Origin of the sequence: Variovorax sp. V35 (assembly GCF_041154465.1) — a bacterium.
GTDB classification, from domain to species: Bacteria; Pseudomonadota; Gammaproteobacteria; order Burkholderiales; family Burkholderiaceae_C; genus Variovorax; species Variovorax boronicumulans.
On record NZ_AP028666.1, the window covers coordinates 576794 to 591280 of the forward strand.

A 14487-nucleotide genomic window follows, 5' to 3' on the forward strand; every position below is an offset into this window, starting at 1 on the left:
GCTCAGACCTGCCCGCTGAGCGCCTTCGCCGCCGCGCGCACAGGCTCGATGTAGCCCTCTTCATAGCGGTGCGTCGGCATCGTCAGCGTGACCGCCGCGGCCAGGCCGCCATCCGCATGGAACACCGGCGCCGAGATGCCTGCCAGCTCGGCCGTGCGGTCGCCCACCAGCGCGCAATAGCCTTGCGCGCGGATCGCGTCGTACAGCCTGCGCTCCTTCGCGCCACGCGGCCGTTCGGCCTCGGGCCCGAAGGCGATCAGCACGCGCGCGCCCGCGCCCCGGTCGTTGGGCAGCAGGTCGCCCGCGCGCACGTGGTCGCGCACGACATGCGAGGAATCGACGCGGAACTGGCATAGCCGCACCCAGCTGTCGCCCTGGTCCTGCCGCACGTGGTACGCCGCGCTTTCGCCGGTGGCGGCGGCGAGCGTGCGCAGCACCGGCAGCACGAGGCGGTCGAGCGACTGCGACGCGGCGTACAGCCCGTGCAGCCGCGCGATCTCCAGCCCCAGCGCATAGCGCCCGTCGTCCTGCCGGCGAATGAGCCGCGCATGCTCGAGCGAGGCCAGCAGGCGCAGCACCGTGCTCTTGTACAGCTGCGTGCGCTCGGCGAACTGCGCGAGCGACAGCGCCTCGTCGCCGGGCCGGAAGGCCGACAGCAGGCTCAGCGCGCGGTCGACCGCGGCGGCGCCGCCGGGGGCGGCGTTGAGGTCGGACACCGATTCGGTCTGGGCTTTGCGGGGCATGGCGTGGCTTGACAGTCGGCGGGCTTGCCGATTTAATTCTGTTTAACAGAATATAGTTCTGCAAGATAGAACAGTCAAGAAAGCACCCGATGACCTCCCCCGACGTTCTCATCAGCGAGGTCGGTCCGCGCGACGGCCTGCAGTCCGTGAAGGCCACCATGCCCACGGCCGACAAGCTGCGCTGGATCGATGCGCTGCATGCCGCCGGCCTGCGCGAGATCGAGGTCGCCTCCTTCGTGCCCGCGAAGCTGCTGCCGCAGATGGCCGACGCCGCCGAGGTGGTGCGCCACGCGGTCACGCTGCCCGGCCTCGTGGTGATGGCGCTGGTGCCCAACCGCAAGGGCGCGCAGGCCGCGCTCGAGGCGGGCGTGCACAAGCTCACGATGCCGGTGTCGGCCAGCGTGGCGCATTCACTGGCCAACGTGCGCAAGACGCCGACCGAGATGGTCGAGGAGGTGCGCGCCATCGCCGAACTGCGCGCTGCCCTCGCGCCGCAGGTGAAGCTCGAAGCGGGCATCTCCACCGCCTTCGGCTGCACGCTGCAGGGCTTGGTGCCGGAAGACGACGTGATCCGCCTGGCCGTGCAGTGCGTCGAGGCCGGCGCGCAGGAGGTCGGCCTGTCGGACACCGTGGGTTATGCCAACCCTGCGCAGGTGCGCCGCCTCTTCAAACGGCTGCGCGCCGAACTCGGCGTGCACGCGGGCGCGGCCCACATGCACAACACGCGCGGCCTGGGCATCGCCAATTGCCTGGCCGCGTGGGACGAGGGCGTGCGCACCTTCGACGCCTCGCTCGGCGGCCTCGGCGGCTGCCCGTATGCGCCGGGCGCGTCGGGCAATGCCGTCACCGAAGACCTCGTCTTCATGTTCGAGGCCATGGGCGTGCGCACCGGCATCGACATCGACACACTCATCGCGGCGCGCGCGCCGCTCAAGGCCGGCCTGCCCGGCGAGCCGGTCTACGGCATGACGCCCGAAGCCGGCCTGCCCAAGGGCTTTGTCCAGGAAACCCTCTCTCATGTCTGAAGCCAATCCCTTGCCCTACGCGGGCGTGCGCGTCGTCGAGTTCACCCACATGGTCATGGGCCCGACCTGCGGCCTGCTGCTGGCCGACCTGGGCGCCGAAGTCATCAAGGTCGAGCCCATCGAAGGCGACAACACGCGCCGCCTGCTGGGCTCGGGCGCGGGCTTCTTCCCGACCTTCAACCGCAACAAGAAGAGCATCGCGCTCGACCTGAAGAAGCCCGAGGGCGTGGAGGCCGCGCTGCGCCTCATCGCCACCGCCGACATCGTGAGCGAGAACTTCAAGCCCGGCACGATGAAGAAGCTGGGGCTCGACTACGACACGCTCGCCAAGCTCAACCCGCGCCTCATCTACGTGAGCCACAAGGGCTTTTTGCCCGGCCCGTACGACCACCGAACGGCCCTCGACGAGGTGGTGCAGATGATGGGCGGCCTGGCCTACATGACCGGCCGCGCCGGCGATCCGCTGCGCGCGGGCACCAGCGTGAACGACATCATGGGCGGCATGTTCGGCGCCATCGGCGCGATGGCCGCGCTGCGTCAGCGCGAGCTCACGGGCAAGGGCTGCGAGGTGCAGTCCGCGCTGTTCGAGAACAACGTCTTCCTCGTGGCCCAGCACATGATGCAGTTCGCCGCCACCGGCAAGGCCGCCGACCCGATGCCCAGCCGCATCTCGGCCTGGGCTGTGTACGACGTGTTCACGGTGAAGGACGGCGAGCAGATCTTCCTGGCGGCCGTGAGCGACAAGCAGTGGGCCATCTTCTGCAAGGCCTTCGGCCTCGAGGAGATGCTGGCCGACCCGCGCCTGAAGACCAACAACGACCGCGTGCGCGCACGCGAGTGGATGATGCCGATCCTGCGCTCGCACCTGGCCAACCACAGCGCGGCCGAACTGAGCGCGGTGTTCGAGCAGAACGAATTGCCCTTCGCGCCCATCACCAAGCCGCAGGAGTTGTTCGACGACCCGCACCTCAACGCCACCGGCGGCCTCGCGCCCGTGCGCATGAACGACGGCCACATGGCCAAGGTGCCGCTCGCGCCGTTCACGCTGGGCGGCGAGCGCCCCGGCATCCGGTTGCAGCCGCCGCATATCGGCGAGCACAGCGAGGCGCTGCTGAAAGAAGTGGGCTACAGCGACGGCGACATCGCCGCGCTGCGGGCGCAGGGCGTCACGGCCGGCGACTGAGAAGGCGAGAAGGCGGTGGCGGGCGATATAGTTCCCGCGCCATGGACCGCCTCAAGCAGCTCGAATCCTTTGTCTCGGTCGCGACCCGCGGCAGCCTCACCGCGGCGGCCAAGGCGGAAGGCGTGGCGCCCGCGATCATGGGCCGGCGCATCGACGCGCTCGAAGAACGCCTGGGCGTCAAGCTGCTGGTGCGCACCACGCGCCGCATCGCGCTCACGCACGAAGGCAGCGCCTTTCTCGAAGACTGCCAGCGCCTCCTGACCGAGTTCGCGAACGCCGAGGCCAGCGTGAGCGCCGGCGGCGTGAAGGCCAGCGGCCACCTGCGCGTGACCGCGCCGGCCGGCTTCGGCCGCCGCCACGTCGCGCCGCTGGTGCCGCGCTTTCATGCGCTGCATCCCGAAGTGACGATCTCGCTGAACCTCAGCGACCGCGTGGTCGACGTCACGGGCGAGAGCTTCGACTGCGCCGTGCGCGTGGGCGACCTGCCCGACTCGTCGCTGGTGAGCGTGCGCCTGGCCGACAACCGCCGCCGCTGCGTCGCCACGCCCGAGTTCCTGCGCCGCCACGGCGCGCCCAAGCACCCCGGCGAGCTGTCGCGCTTTGCCTGTCTCACGCTGTCGAGCGACGCCTCGCAGACGCGCGGCTGGGCCTTTCGCATTACCAGCGAGGAGGGCGTGCAGGAGCTCATCCACCTGCGCCCCAGCGGCCCGCTCGATTGTTCCGACGGCCAGGTGCTGCACGACTGGTGCCTGGCGGGCCACGGCATCGCCTGGCGCAGCACCTGGGAGGTCGAGGCCGAGATCGACGCCGGCCTGCTCGTGCCCCTGCTCGACGACTTCGCCGCGCCGCCCAACGGCATCTATGCGGTGTTCACAGGCACCAAGCACCTGCCGCTGCGCGTGCGACTGTGGCTTGATTTCCTCAAAGCGCAGTACGGGCAGCCGGAATTCTGGGGCGGGCGGTCCTGAAATCGTGACCGGGCGGCACAATGCTTTTTGCATTTGCTTGCAACCCCCGATGAAGAAAGTTTCCGATGACCCTCGAAGCCATCCTCGCCTACCTGCATCTGTTGGCCATCCTCACGATGGTCGTGTTCATCTCCAGTGAAGCCGCGCTGTGCCGCGTGCAATGGCTCAATGCCGCCGTGGTCGAGCGGCTGGCCAAGGTCGACATGGTCTACGGCATCGCCGCCATCGCGGTGCTGGCCACCGGCATCGCACGCACCTGGTGGGGCGTGAAGGGCACGGCCTGGTACTGGACCAACCCTCTGCTGCACGTGAAGCTCACGCTGTTCATCATCGTGGGCGTGCTGTCGATCTTCCCGACGCTGACCTATTTCCGCTGGCGCAAGACGCTGCGCGCCACGGGCAAGCTGCCCGCGGAGGCCGACATCCTGAAGACGCGCAAGCTGGTGATGATCCAGGCGCACCTGATCGCGCTGATCCCGCTGGTGGCGGTGTTCCTGGCGCGCGGCTTCGGCAAGTAACCAACACAAAAGACAAAAGAAAAGGCCCGCATGAGCGGGCCCTTCGGGAGTAACAAATGTCAGCGCCACACGGCGCCGCGCCGGATCAGGCCTTGGCCGCGTCGGCTTCGCACTTCTTCATGAAGCTGTTCTTGGCGGCACCGGCCAGGGCCTTGCCGTTCTTGTCGACCGCCTTGGCGGCGCAGGCGGGTCCGGCGGCGGCCTTGGTGCACTTCTTCATGAAGCTGTTCTTGGCGGCGCCGGCCAGGGGCTTGCCGTTCTTGTCGATGGCCTTGGCATCGCAGCTGGCGCCACCGGCGGGTGCGGCCGCGGCGGCAGGGGCTGCCGCAGGTGCGGCGGCGGCGGCGGGGGCCACGACCGGGGCGGGTGCCTTGTCCTGCGCGTAGGCGCTGAACGACAGGCAGGCGCCGAGCGCGACGGTGGAGGCGACCAGGGAAAGGAGCTTCTTCATGGTGGATATGTCCTTGCAAGGTTGGGTTGTGACAGACGCCCCGCCTCGGGGCCGACCATCCTAACGGGCGACATCGCCCATCGGATGACGATCGTTAACTGGGTCCGGGTTTGCCCCCGGTAAAATTCACAGATGCTATTGGTCAAACAGGAGCTGCTCGCGGCGCTCGCGAACACGCTCGAAACCCTCTCTCCCGGCGCCGGCGCCAAAGCCGCGTTCGAGTCGCCCAAGGTGGCGGCGCACGGCGATTTCGCCAGCACCGCTGCCATGCAGCTCGCCAAGCCGCTGGGGCGCAAGCCCCGCGAACTCGCCGAGGAACTGAGCGCTGCGCTGCTCGCCACCCCCGCTTTCGGCCAATGGGTCGAGGCCATCGAGATCGCCGGCCCCGGCTTCCTCAACATCCGCCTGAAGGCCGCCGCCAAGCAGCAGATCGTGCGCGAGGTGCTGGCCGCCGGCGAAGGCTTCGGCCAGCAGCCCGCCACCGGCGAAAAGGTGCTGGTCGAGTTCGTGTCGGCCAACCCGACCGGTCCGCTGCACGTCGGCCACGGCCGCCAGGCCGCGCTGGGCGACGCCATCTGCAACCTGCAGGCCTCGCAGGGCCAGAGTGTGTGGCGCGAGTTCTATTACAACGACGCCGGCGTGCAGATCCAGACGCTGGCCAACAGCACCCAGCTGCGCGCCAAGGGCTTCAAGCCCGGCGACCCCGAGTGGCCCAGCGGCGAAAAAGCCCCGGCCTACAACGGCGACTACATCGCCGACATCGCCGAGGACTTCAAGGCCAAGAAGACCGTCAAGTCGGACGACCGCGAGTACACCGCCAGCGGTGACATCGACGACCTGGACAGCATCCGCGAATTCGCCGTGGCCTACCTGCGCCGCGAGCAGGACCTCGACCTGCAGGCCTTCCGCGTGCGCTTCGACAACTACTACCTCGAGTCCAGCCTTTACACCAGCGGCCGCGTCGAGGCGGCCGTGGCCAAGCTCGTGGCCGCCGGCAAGACCTACGAGCAGGACGGCGCGCTGTGGCTGAAGTCGACCGACTACGGCGACGACAAAGACCGCGTGATGAAGAAGAAGGACGGCACGTACACCTACTTCGTGCCCGATGTGGCGTACCACATCGCCAAGTGGGAGCGCGGTTTCCACAAGGTCGTGAACATCCAGGGCACCGACCACCACGGCACCATCGCGCGCGTGCGCGCCGGCCTGCAGGCCGCGGGCGAAGGCATTCCCGAGGGCTACCCCGATTACGTGCTGCACACCATGGTGCGCGTCATGAAGGGCGGCGAAGAGGTCAAGATCAGCAAGCGCGCCGGCAGCTACGTCACGCTGCGCGACCTGATCGAGTGGACCAGCACCGATGCCGTGCGCTTCTTCCTGCTCAGCCGCAAGCCCGACACCGAATACACCTTCGACGTCGACCTGGCGGTCACCAAGAACAACGACAACCCCGTGTACTACGTGCAGTACGCCCACGCGCGCATCTGCTCGGTGCTCGCGGCCTGGGGCGGCGACGTGGCCGCGCTCAAGGCGGTCGACCTGTCGCCGCTGGACAGCCCGGCGGCCCAGGCGCTGATGCTGCTGCTGGCCAAGTACCCGGCCATGCTGACGGCGGCGGCGAAGGATTTCGCCCCGCACGACGTGACTTTCTACCTGCGCGAACTCGCGGCCAGCTACCACAGCTACTACGATGCCGAGCGCATCCTGGTGGACGACGAGCCGGTCAAGCTGGCGCGTCTCGCACTCGTCGCAGCGGCCGCGCAGGTGCTGCACAATGGCCTCGCGATCCTCGGCGTCAGTGCGCCGAGCAAGATGTGAATCACCCTCTGAACATGAAGAAGACAAGCAGACAACGCGGCAACATCGTCATCGGGCTGATCATCGGCCTGGTGCTCGGTCTGGGCGTCGCCCTGGGCATCGCGGTCTACGTCACCAAGGTGCCGATCCCGTTCGTCAACAAGACGCAACGCGGCGGTGCCGAGCAGGACGAAGCCGAAGCCCGCAAGAACCGCGACTGGGACCCGAACGCGCCGCTGGCCGGCAAGGCCGGCGCGCCCAAGCCGGCCGCCACGCCGCCGGCCGCCACGGCCACCGGCCCGGTGAACCCGATCACCGGCGCGCCCGCCACCGTGGCCCCCGGCACGCCGCCCGTCGCCACCGCGCCGGTCACCGCCCCGGCCCCCGTGGTGGTGGCGCCCAAGCCGACGCGCCCCGCGCCGGTGCCGGCCGAAGCCAACGCCCTGCCGCCGTCGAACGATCCGCTGGGCGACCTCGCCCGGGCCCGCGCAGGCGGCAGCAGCACGACCACCGCGTCCGCCGCGCCGAGCCACACGACCGCCGCCGCACCGTCGTCGTCGGGTGCCGATCCCTTCATGTACTTCGTGCAGGCTGGCGCCTTCCGCACCACCGACGACGCCGAGGCGCAGCGCGCCAAGCTGTCGCTCATGGGCGTCGAGGCCAAGGTCACCGAGCGCGAGCAGGCCGGTCGCACGGTCTACCGCGTGCGCGCGGGTCCGTTCAACAAGAAGGACGACGCCGACCGGCTCAAGGAACGGCTCGATGGCGGCGGTCTCGAATCGGCGCTGGTGCGCGTGCAGCGCTGACCCGTCAGCGCCTTTCTTGAACAGCCTTTAAGCTCTCGCCCGCGCGGCATCTGCCGCACTCGTTTGTCAATTCCAGCGCCTCGGTCGCGCCGTCCACGGGGAACTCCCGGCGGCGCGCCGGCTCTGTACTGCGGTACCCACAGGAGAACCTTTTCCATGAAACGTCGTGACTTTTCGCTGGCCGCCACTTCGATCGGGCTGCTTTCGCTGGCTGCCGTTCCGGCACACGCCCAGCGCGCCCCCAAGGCCGGCACCGATTTCCTCGTGCTCGACAAGCGCGTGCCCGTCGATGCACCCGCCGGCAAGGTCGAGGTGGTCGAGTTCTTCTCGTACAACTGCCCGCATTGCAACGACTTCGAGCCGTCGCTCGAAGCCTGGGTCAAGGCGGCCCCGAAGGAAGTGGCCTTCCGCCGCATCCCGGTGCCCTTCGTGGGCAACGACGTCGAAGCCAAGCAGCGCCTGTACTTCACGCTCGAAGCGATGGGCAAGCTGGACGAGTACCACTCGAAGGTGTTCGCCGCCATCCACGCGCAGCGCCAGAACCTGAACGGCGACGCCAACATCCAGGCCTGGGCCGAGCGTGCCGGCCTCGACGGCGCCAAGTTCAAGGAAACCTTTGCGTCCTTCGGCGTGGCCAGCAAGGCCCGCCGCGCGGCGCAGCAGACCGAGGCCTACAAGGTCGCCGGCGTGCCGGCCCTGGCCGTGGCGGGCCGCTGGTATGTGGACGGCGAAACCGCCGGCAGCATGTCCAAGGTGCTGCAGGTCGCGACCTTCCTCATCGGCGAAGCCAAGAAGGGCTGACCGACCCGGCGACCTGCTTTTTGGTCGAATGCAAGGCCCGCTTCGGCGGGCTTTTTCATTGGCGGCGGTGGGCAATTGCCATCCCACGCATACAATGTTTCAGAGCAAGTTTCGTGCCTTTATGACATTGCCCTCCATCCCCACATTCCCCACCCTTCGTCGCCTCGGCCGCCTGGCTTTCGGTGCGCTGTTGCTGGCCGGTGCCGCCTCGGGCGCCCTGGCCGAAACCGCCGACCGCACCAAGCCGATGAACATCGAGTCCGACTCGATGCGCTACGACGACCTGAAACAGACCAGCGTGTTCACCGGCAACGTGCTGGTCACGAAGGGCACGATCATCATCCGCGGCGCGCGGCTGGACGTGCGCCAGGACGCCGAGGGCTACCAGTACGGCGTGGTCACGGCGGCGCCCGGCAAGCTGGCCTATTACAAGCAGAAGCGCAACGCCGGCGACGAGTGGATCGAGGGCGAGTCGGAAGTCATCGAGTACGACAGCCGCGCCGACAACGTCAAGTTCATCCGCCGCGCCGTCATGCGCCGGCTGATCGGCGCCACGGCCAACGACGAGAGCAGCGGCGCGCTGATCGTCTACGACCAGAGCAACGACACCTACACCGTCAACGGCTCCCTCGTGCCGCCGAACGCCGGCGTCTCGGCGGGCGGCGGCGGTCGCGTCAAGGCCATCCTCACGCCGAAGGCCACGCCGGCCCCGGCGGCGCCCGGCTCCGCACCCGCGGCCGGTGGCAAGAAGCCCGCGGCCCCGGCACCCACTCCCGCGCCCGGCGCCGGGCTGCGTCCGAGCACCACGCTGGGCGGCCCCGAAGGGGAAGGGCGCAAGTGATCGAAACCGCAGGAACCCAGACCGCCGACGGCATTCCGGGCAGCCGCCTCGTGGCGCGCGGCCTCAAGAAGAGCTACGGCAGCCGCACGGTCGTGAAAGACGTCTCGCTCGACGTGCAAAAGGGCGAGGTCGTCGGACTGCTCGGCCCCAACGGCGCGGGCAAGACCACCTCGTTCTACATGATCGTCGGGCTGGTGCGCGCCGACGCCGGCGAGATCACCATCGACGGCGAGCCCATCGCCCACATGCCCATTCACCGCCGCGCGCGCATGGGCCTGAGCTACCTGCCGCAGGAAGCCTCGATCTTCCGCAAGCTCACGGTCGAGGAAAACGTGCGCGCCGTGCTCGAGCTGCAGCGCGAGCCCGACGCCAACGGCCGCATGGTGCCGTTGTCGAAGCAGGCCACCGAAGAGCGACTGGCCGACCTGCTGTCCGACCTGCGCGTGGACCACCTGCGCGATTCGCCCGCGCTCGCGCTGTCGGGCGGCGAGCGCCGCCGCGTCGAAATCGCGCGTGCGTTGGCCACACAGCCGCGCTTCATCCTGCTGGACGAGCCCTTCGCCGGCATCGACCCGATCGCCGTGATCGAGATCCAGCGGATCATCAGTTTCCTGAAAGAGCGCGGCATCGGCGTGCTCATCACCGACCACAACGTGCGTGAGACGCTGGGCATCTGCGATCACGCGTTCATCATCAGCGACGGGCACGTGCTGGCACAAGGCACACCCTCGGAGATCGTCGACAACGCCGAGGTACGCAGGGTGTACCTGGGCGAGCACTTCCGCATGTAAGGGCGGGGGCGGTTCCTATGAAGCAAGGGCTGTCCCTTCGCGTTTCGCAGCATCTGGCCTTGACGCCTCAGCTGCAGCAGTCGATCCGGCTTCTGCAGCTCTCCACGCTCGAACTGAGCCAGGAGGTGGAGCAGATGCTGGACGAGAACCCGTTCCTCGAGCGCACCGCGGAAGAAGCGGCGCGCGAGGAATTCGGGCTGGACACGGCCGACGCGCCGGTGCCGCGCGACGACGCGGGCGAGGGCGAGGCCGAGTTCACGCCGTCCGCCGCCAGCACGTCCTCCACCTCCAGCGACACCACCACCTCGACCCCCGACACCGACGGCCCCGCCGCCGAGATCGCCGAGCGCGAGCCCGACTGGGAAGGCGACGGCACCGTCGACATGGCGCCCGACGACAGCGAGTGGGGCAGCGACGCGCCCGCGCGCCAGAACAACCTGGGCGACGACGAGCGTGCCGACGCCACCGAACTCGCGCGCAGCCAGGAGTCGCTGCAGTCGTTCCTGCACCGCCAGGCGCTGAGCCTGCGGCTCAATGAAAACGACTGCGCCGCGCTGCGCTTCCTGATCGAGTCGCTCAACGACGACGGCTACCTCGAAGACTCGCTGCCCGCATTGGCCTCGGGCCTGGCGGGCGACGACAACGACCAGTTCGACGACCTCGTGCACCACTTCCAGGTGGCGCTGGGCCTGCTGCAGAGCCTGGAGCCGGTGGGCGTCGGCGCGCGCGACCTCGGCGAATGCCTGAGCATCCAGCTGAAGGCGCTTGCCAGCGAAGACGAGACCGAGGCCGAAGCGCTCATCCGCAAGACCGCCATCGCGATCTGCAAGCAGCCCATGGAGCTGCTCGCGCGGCGCGACTTCAAGCGCCTGGCCACGCTCACGCGCACCAACGAAGACCTGGTGCGCTCGGCGCTGCAGGTCATTGCGCGGCTCGAGCCCAAGCCGGGGCGCCGCTTTGTCGACGTCGAACGCAACATCGTCATTCCCGACGTGATCGTCACCAAGACCGGGCGCGGCACCAACGTGAAGTTCCGCGTCATGCTCAACCCCGAGGTCATGCCGCGCCTGCGCGTGCACGACATTTACGCCGGTGCGCTCAAGTCGCACAAGGGCGAGGGCAGCCAGGCGCTGTCGCAGCGGCTGCAGGAGGCGCGCTGGTTCATCAAGAACATCCAGCAGCGCTTCGACACCATCCTGCGCGTGAGCAACGCCATCGTCGAGCGCCAGAAGAGCTACTTCGTGCACGGCGAGCTGGCCATGCGCCCGCTGGTGCTGCGCGAGATCGCCGACGAGCTGGGCCTGCACGAGTCGACCATCTCGCGCGTGACCACCGCCAAGTACATGGCCACGCCCTTCGGCACGGTCGAGCTGAAGTACTTCTTCGGTTCGGCGCTGGGCACCGAGACCGGTGGCAATGCGTCGAGCACCGCGGTGCGCGCGCTGATCAAGCAGTTCGTGAGTTCCGAGAGCATCAAGAAGCCGCTGTCCGACAGCCAGATCTCCGAGATGCTGAAAGAGCAGGGCATCGAGTGCGCGCGCCGCACCGTCGCCAAGTACCGCGAAGCGCTGCGCATCGCACCGGCCAACCTGCGCAAGGCTCTGTAGAAAGCCCACGATGACCCGTCGCCTGCTGTCGCGCTGGGGGCATTGGGTTCTTGTTGTGGCTGCGGCGCTGCTGTTCGCCGGCTGCGCCACGCTGCCCGACGAGGCACCGCGCCCGCCCACCAAGGCCATCGCCGTCTCGGCCGACACCGCGCTCGGCAAGATCGCGCTGGCCTCGCAGCCCGACCCCGACCTCAGCGGCTTTCGCCTGATGCCTGGCGGCGACTTCGCCTTCGACACGCGGCTGCAGCTGGCGCGCCGCGCGCAGCGCACGCTCGACGTGCAGTACTACCAGATCGAGAACGACGAGACCGGCCGCTACCTGCTGCGCACTCTGCGCGATGCGGCCCAGCGCGGCGTGCGCGTGCGCCTGTTGATGGACGACCTGTACACGTCCGGCGAAGACGAGCTGCTGCTCGGCCTGGCCGCCACGCCGAACGTCGAGCTGCGCCTGTTCAACCCGTTCCCGGCGGGGCGCGGCAGCCTGCTCAAGCGCTTCACCGCGTCGCTGTTCGACTTCAGCCGCGTCAACCGCCGCATGCACAACAAGCTCTTCATCGCCGATGGCGCGATGGCGGTGGCGGGCGGGCGCAACATCGGCAACCAGTACTTCCGCCGCACCACCGGCCCGAACTTCATCGACCTCGACACCTTCGTGACGGGTGCGCTGATCCCGCGCCTGGGCGTGCTGTTCGACCAGTACTGGAACAGCCCGCACGTGCGCCCGATCGGCGCGGTCGTGCACACCGACCTGCCGCGCGAAGAGCTGCAGCGCCGCTTCGACGCCGCCACCGGCCCCGACACCACGCCGCCGCCGCCCAGGCCTGCGCCCAACGACCTGCTCGGCTACAGCCCGGTGGCCGACGACCTCGACGCCGGCAAGCTGGGCCTGATCTGGACCACCGCCGAGGCTTATGCCGATTCGCCCGACCGCGTGATCGGCAAGACCGCGTCGTACGGCGGCGTGCCGCTGCTCGACGTGGACAGCGTGCGCTACAACGTGGTCGAGCAGATGCGCCGCGCGCGCAGCGAGGTGACGCTGGTCTCGCCCTACCTGATCCCGGGCGCGTCGGGGCTGGAGGTGATGCGCGAGATCCGCGGGCGCAACGTGAAGATCAGCGTGGTCACCAACTCGCTCGCCGCCACCGACGAACCGCTGGTGCACACCGCCTACCGCCGCTACCGCGCCGACATGCTCGCGTTGGGCGCCGAGCTGCACGAGCTGAGTTCCGCGCGCACGCGGCGCAGCGTGCGGCTGGGTTTGTTCGGCACGTCGGTGGGGCGGCTGCACGCCAAGTCGGCGGTGATCGACCAGCGCATCCTGTTCGTCGGCTCGATGAATTTCGACCCGCGCTCCGAGATCCACAACACCGAGATCGGCCTGTTCATCCGCAGCCCCGAGATGGCGCAGCAGACACTGAAGCTGCTCGACGTGCTCAAGCAGCAGGGCGCCTACCGGCTGCGCTTTGCCGAAGGCGGTAATGCGGGCGCAGTCGGCTCGCGGCGCATCGAATGGGTCAGCGAGGAAGGCGGCAAGACCACCGTGCTGCACGAAGAGCCCGACTCGGGCTTCTGGGACCGCACCATGCTCGAGCTGCTGTCGCCGCTCACGCCCGAGAGCCTGTTGTAGCGGCTCAGGTGCCGCGCACCGCCGACCACACCAGCCGCAGGCCCAGCAGGCCCATCACGCCACCGGCCGCGCGGTCGATCCAGGTCTTGTAGCGCAGGTAGGCCGCACGCGGCGCGGCCGAGGACAGCGCCAGCGCGACGATCGCGTACCAGCCCGTCTCGATGCAGAAGATCACGGCCGGCACCGCGAGCGCCAGCACCAGCGGCACCTCACGCGGAAGGAAGGCCGCGAAGATGCTCGCATACACCACCGCCGTCTTCGGGTTGCTGATCTGCGTGGCCAGGCCGAGCAGGAAGGTGCGTCCGCTGCGGCCCTGGCTTCGGGGCGAGGCGTCCGTGTCGGGCGTGATCGCGAGCGGCTGCCGCGCGCCGCGCCAGATGCGAAAGCCCAGGTAGATCAGGTAGGCGCCGCCGAAGGCCTTGATCGCGAGGTACAGCCCCGGCACCGCGAGGAAGGCCGCCTGCAGCCCGGCCAGCGCCGCGATCGAGAACGCCAGCCCGCCGGCGCCCATGCCCAGCGCCGCAGCCAGCCCGTCGCTGCGCGAGGCCACGGCCGTGCGCGCCACCATGACGAAGCTCGGGCCCGGGCTCATCGCGCCCACGGCCATGGCGCCGGCGATGCCGAGCAGGGACAGAAGGTGGGCGTCGGTCATGGGAAGGCTCCGGTGGGGAATGGGTTCATTGCACGTTCACGGCTTCGACCTGCACCAGCAGCTTCACCTTGTTCTCGAAGCCGAAGTTCAGGCCCCAGGTGATGCCCCAGTCGCTGCGCTGCACGGTGGCCTCGAAGTCGCCGCCGCAGACCTGGCGGTTGATGAGCGGGTTCAGGTAGCAGTTGAAGCGCACGGCCTTCAGCGTCACCGGCTTGGTCTGGCCCATGAGCGTGAGCGTGCCGGGCACGTCGGTCACCTTGTCGCCGCTGAAGTCGATGCGCTCGGCCACGAAGCGGCCGGTGGGAAATTCGGCCACGTTGAAGAAGTCCTTGCTCTGCACGTGGCGGTTGAGCAGGTCGACGCCGGTGTTGATGGAGCTGATGTCCATCGTGATGTCGACCTTGCCGCTGGCGCCGGTGCCGTCGATCTTCACCGAGCCGTCCTTGGTGCTGAAGCGGCCGCGGTTGGTGGTGGTGCCGTAGTGGCCCATCTCGTACATGACGAAGGTGTGGGTCGGGTCGATCACGTAGCTCGCATTTTTGACCGGCCCGCCCGCGGGCTTGGCGGCCAGCGGCGGCGCGGTGTATTCCTGGGCCGTGGCGGCCAGCGGCAGGGCCGCGCCCGCGCACAGGGCCGCGGCGAAGAAGAGCTTGTTCATGGCAAGGGAAGAAGGATGC

At 68.9% G+C, this 14487-nt stretch carries 15 protein-coding genes; 11 read left to right on the top strand and 4 right to left on the bottom strand.

All coding sequences use genetic code 11. The features are described 5' to 3' along the window. Nucleotides 1-2 precede the first annotated feature (2 nt). Nucleotides 3-743 (bottom strand): IclR family transcriptional regulator, encoded by a 741-nt coding sequence (locus ACAM42_RS02650; RefSeq protein ID WP_369631026.1) that lies wholly within the window; start codon nucleotides 741-743, stop codon nucleotides 3-5. Between the two features lie 89 nt (nucleotides 744-832). On the opposite strand from ACAM42_RS02650, the gene ACAM42_RS02655 reads away from it, so the two are divergent. The 4 genes from ACAM42_RS02655 (at nucleotide 833) to ACAM42_RS02670 (ending at nucleotide 4437) form a co-directional block, all read left to right on the top strand. Then, nucleotides 833-1768 (top strand): hydroxymethylglutaryl-CoA lyase, encoded by a 936-nt coding sequence (locus ACAM42_RS02655; RefSeq protein ID WP_354347985.1) that lies wholly within the window; start codon nucleotides 833-835, stop codon nucleotides 1766-1768. Then, on the top strand, nucleotides 1761-2951 hold the full coding sequence (locus tag ACAM42_RS02660; protein ID WP_139702178.1) for a CaiB/BaiF CoA-transferase family protein: 1191 nt from the start codon (nucleotides 1761-1763) through the stop codon (nucleotides 2949-2951). The genes ACAM42_RS02655 and ACAM42_RS02660 overlap by 8 nt, the downstream gene beginning before the upstream one ends. Before the next feature lie 41 nt (nucleotides 2952-2992). Continuing rightward, nucleotides 2993-3919, top strand: coding sequence for a LysR family transcriptional regulator (locus tag ACAM42_RS02665; protein ID WP_062479733.1), 927 nt, complete (start codon nucleotides 2993-2995; stop codon nucleotides 3917-3919). Nucleotides 3920-3984: 65 nt separating this feature from the next. Further along, the gene (locus ACAM42_RS02670; RefSeq protein ID WP_056584391.1) at nucleotides 3985-4437 is read left to right on the top strand and encodes a DUF2214 family protein; all 453 of its coding nucleotides are present in this window, start codon (nucleotides 3985-3987) and stop codon (nucleotides 4435-4437) included. A gap of 85 nt (nucleotides 4438-4522) precedes the next feature. Here ACAM42_RS02670 and ACAM42_RS02675 read toward each other — a convergent pair whose 3' ends face one another. Further along, nucleotides 4523-4888, bottom strand: coding sequence for a hypothetical protein (locus ACAM42_RS02675; protein WP_369631027.1), 366 nt, complete (start codon nucleotides 4886-4888; stop codon nucleotides 4523-4525). Between the two features lie 132 nt (nucleotides 4889-5020). Between ACAM42_RS02675 and argS the strand changes: the two genes are divergently transcribed. The 7 genes from argS (at nucleotide 5021) to ACAM42_RS02710 (ending at nucleotide 13158) form a co-directional block, all read left to right on the top strand. Further along, a complete protein-coding gene (gene argS / locus ACAM42_RS02680; RefSeq protein ID WP_369631028.1) occupies nucleotides 5021-6706 on the top strand; it encodes an arginine--tRNA ligase in 1686 nt (561 codons plus the stop codon). A 14-nt stretch (nucleotides 6707-6720) separates the two neighbouring features. Then, nucleotides 6721-7491 carry an SPOR domain-containing protein gene (locus tag ACAM42_RS02685; protein WP_070063732.1) on the top strand — a complete coding sequence of 257 codons (771 nt, stop codon included), beginning with the start codon at nucleotides 6721-6723 and terminating at the stop codon, nucleotides 7489-7491. 156 nt (nucleotides 7492-7647) lie between these two features. After that, nucleotides 7648-8292, top strand: coding sequence for a thiol:disulfide interchange protein DsbA/DsbL (locus tag ACAM42_RS02690; protein WP_062483056.1), 645 nt, complete (start codon nucleotides 7648-7650; stop codon nucleotides 8290-8292). A gap of 121 nt (nucleotides 8293-8413) precedes the next feature. Continuing rightward, the gene (gene lptA / locus ACAM42_RS02695; RefSeq protein ID WP_369631029.1) at nucleotides 8414-9133 is read left to right on the top strand and encodes a lipopolysaccharide transport periplasmic protein LptA; all 720 of its coding nucleotides are present in this window, start codon (nucleotides 8414-8416) and stop codon (nucleotides 9131-9133) included. Next, nucleotides 9130-9924, top strand: a complete 795-nt coding sequence (lptB, locus tag ACAM42_RS02700; protein WP_369631030.1) for an LPS export ABC transporter ATP-binding protein — start codon at nucleotides 9130-9132, stop codon at nucleotides 9922-9924. The genes lptA and lptB overlap by 4 nt, the downstream gene beginning before the upstream one ends. A gap of 17 nt (nucleotides 9925-9941) precedes the next feature. Further along, nucleotides 9942-11531 (top strand): RNA polymerase factor sigma-54, encoded by a 1590-nt coding sequence (rpoN, locus tag ACAM42_RS02705; protein WP_354347981.1) that lies wholly within the window; start codon nucleotides 9942-9944, stop codon nucleotides 11529-11531. Between the two features lie 10 nt (nucleotides 11532-11541). Continuing rightward, nucleotides 11542-13158, top strand: coding sequence for a phospholipase D family protein (locus tag ACAM42_RS02710; RefSeq protein WP_369631031.1), 1617 nt, complete (start codon nucleotides 11542-11544; stop codon nucleotides 13156-13158). 4 nt (nucleotides 13159-13162) lie between these two features. Here ACAM42_RS02710 and ACAM42_RS02715 read toward each other — a convergent pair whose 3' ends face one another. Both ACAM42_RS02715 and ACAM42_RS02720 read right to left on the bottom strand, forming a co-directional pair. After that, nucleotides 13163-13810 carry a LysE family translocator gene (locus ACAM42_RS02715; RefSeq protein WP_307587626.1) on the bottom strand — a complete coding sequence of 216 codons (648 nt, stop codon included), beginning with the start codon at nucleotides 13808-13810 and terminating at the stop codon, nucleotides 13163-13165. 25 nt (nucleotides 13811-13835) lie between these two features. Next, nucleotides 13836-14468: a YceI family protein gene (locus ACAM42_RS02720; protein WP_307587789.1), complete on the bottom strand. Its 633-nt coding sequence runs from the start codon at nucleotides 14466-14468 to the stop codon at nucleotides 13836-13838. Nucleotides 14469-14487: the final 19 nt, after the last annotated feature.

Coding starts and splice junctions, on each gene's coding strand:
- ACAM42_RS02655 (WP_354347985.1), top strand. CDS start 833: ATGACCTCCCCCGACGTTCTCATCAGCGAGGTCGGTCCGCGCGACGGC.
- argS (WP_369631028.1), top strand. CDS start 5,021: ATGCTATTGGTCAAACAGGAGCTGCTCGCGGCGCTCGCGAACACGCTC.
- ACAM42_RS02675 (WP_369631027.1), bottom strand. CDS start 4,888: ATGAAGAAGCTCCTTTCCCTGGTCGCCTCCACCGTCGCGCTCGGCGCC.
- ACAM42_RS02660 (WP_139702178.1), top strand. CDS start 1,761: ATGTCTGAAGCCAATCCCTTGCCCTACGCGGGCGTGCGCGTCGTCGAG.
- ACAM42_RS02670 (WP_056584391.1), top strand. CDS start 3,985: ATGACCCTCGAAGCCATCCTCGCCTACCTGCATCTGTTGGCCATCCTC.
- ACAM42_RS02715 (WP_307587626.1), bottom strand. CDS start 13,810: ATGACCGACGCCCACCTTCTGTCCCTGCTCGGCATCGCCGGCGCCATG.
- ACAM42_RS02720 (WP_307587789.1), bottom strand. CDS start 14,468: ATGAACAAGCTCTTCTTCGCCGCGGCCCTGTGCGCGGGCGCGGCCCTG.
- ACAM42_RS02710 (WP_369631031.1), top strand. CDS start 11,542: ATGACCCGTCGCCTGCTGTCGCGCTGGGGGCATTGGGTTCTTGTTGTG.
- ACAM42_RS02665 (WP_062479733.1), top strand. CDS start 2,993: ATGGACCGCCTCAAGCAGCTCGAATCCTTTGTCTCGGTCGCGACCCGC.
- lptA (WP_369631029.1), top strand. CDS start 8,414: ATGACATTGCCCTCCATCCCCACATTCCCCACCCTTCGTCGCCTCGGC.
- ACAM42_RS02685 (WP_070063732.1), top strand. CDS start 6,721: ATGAAGAAGACAAGCAGACAACGCGGCAACATCGTCATCGGGCTGATC.
- ACAM42_RS02650 (WP_369631026.1), bottom strand. CDS start 743: ATGCCCCGCAAAGCCCAGACCGAATCGGTGTCCGACCTCAACGCCGCC.
- rpoN (WP_354347981.1), top strand. CDS start 9,942: ATGAAGCAAGGGCTGTCCCTTCGCGTTTCGCAGCATCTGGCCTTGACG.
- ACAM42_RS02690 (WP_062483056.1), top strand. CDS start 7,648: ATGAAACGTCGTGACTTTTCGCTGGCCGCCACTTCGATCGGGCTGCTT.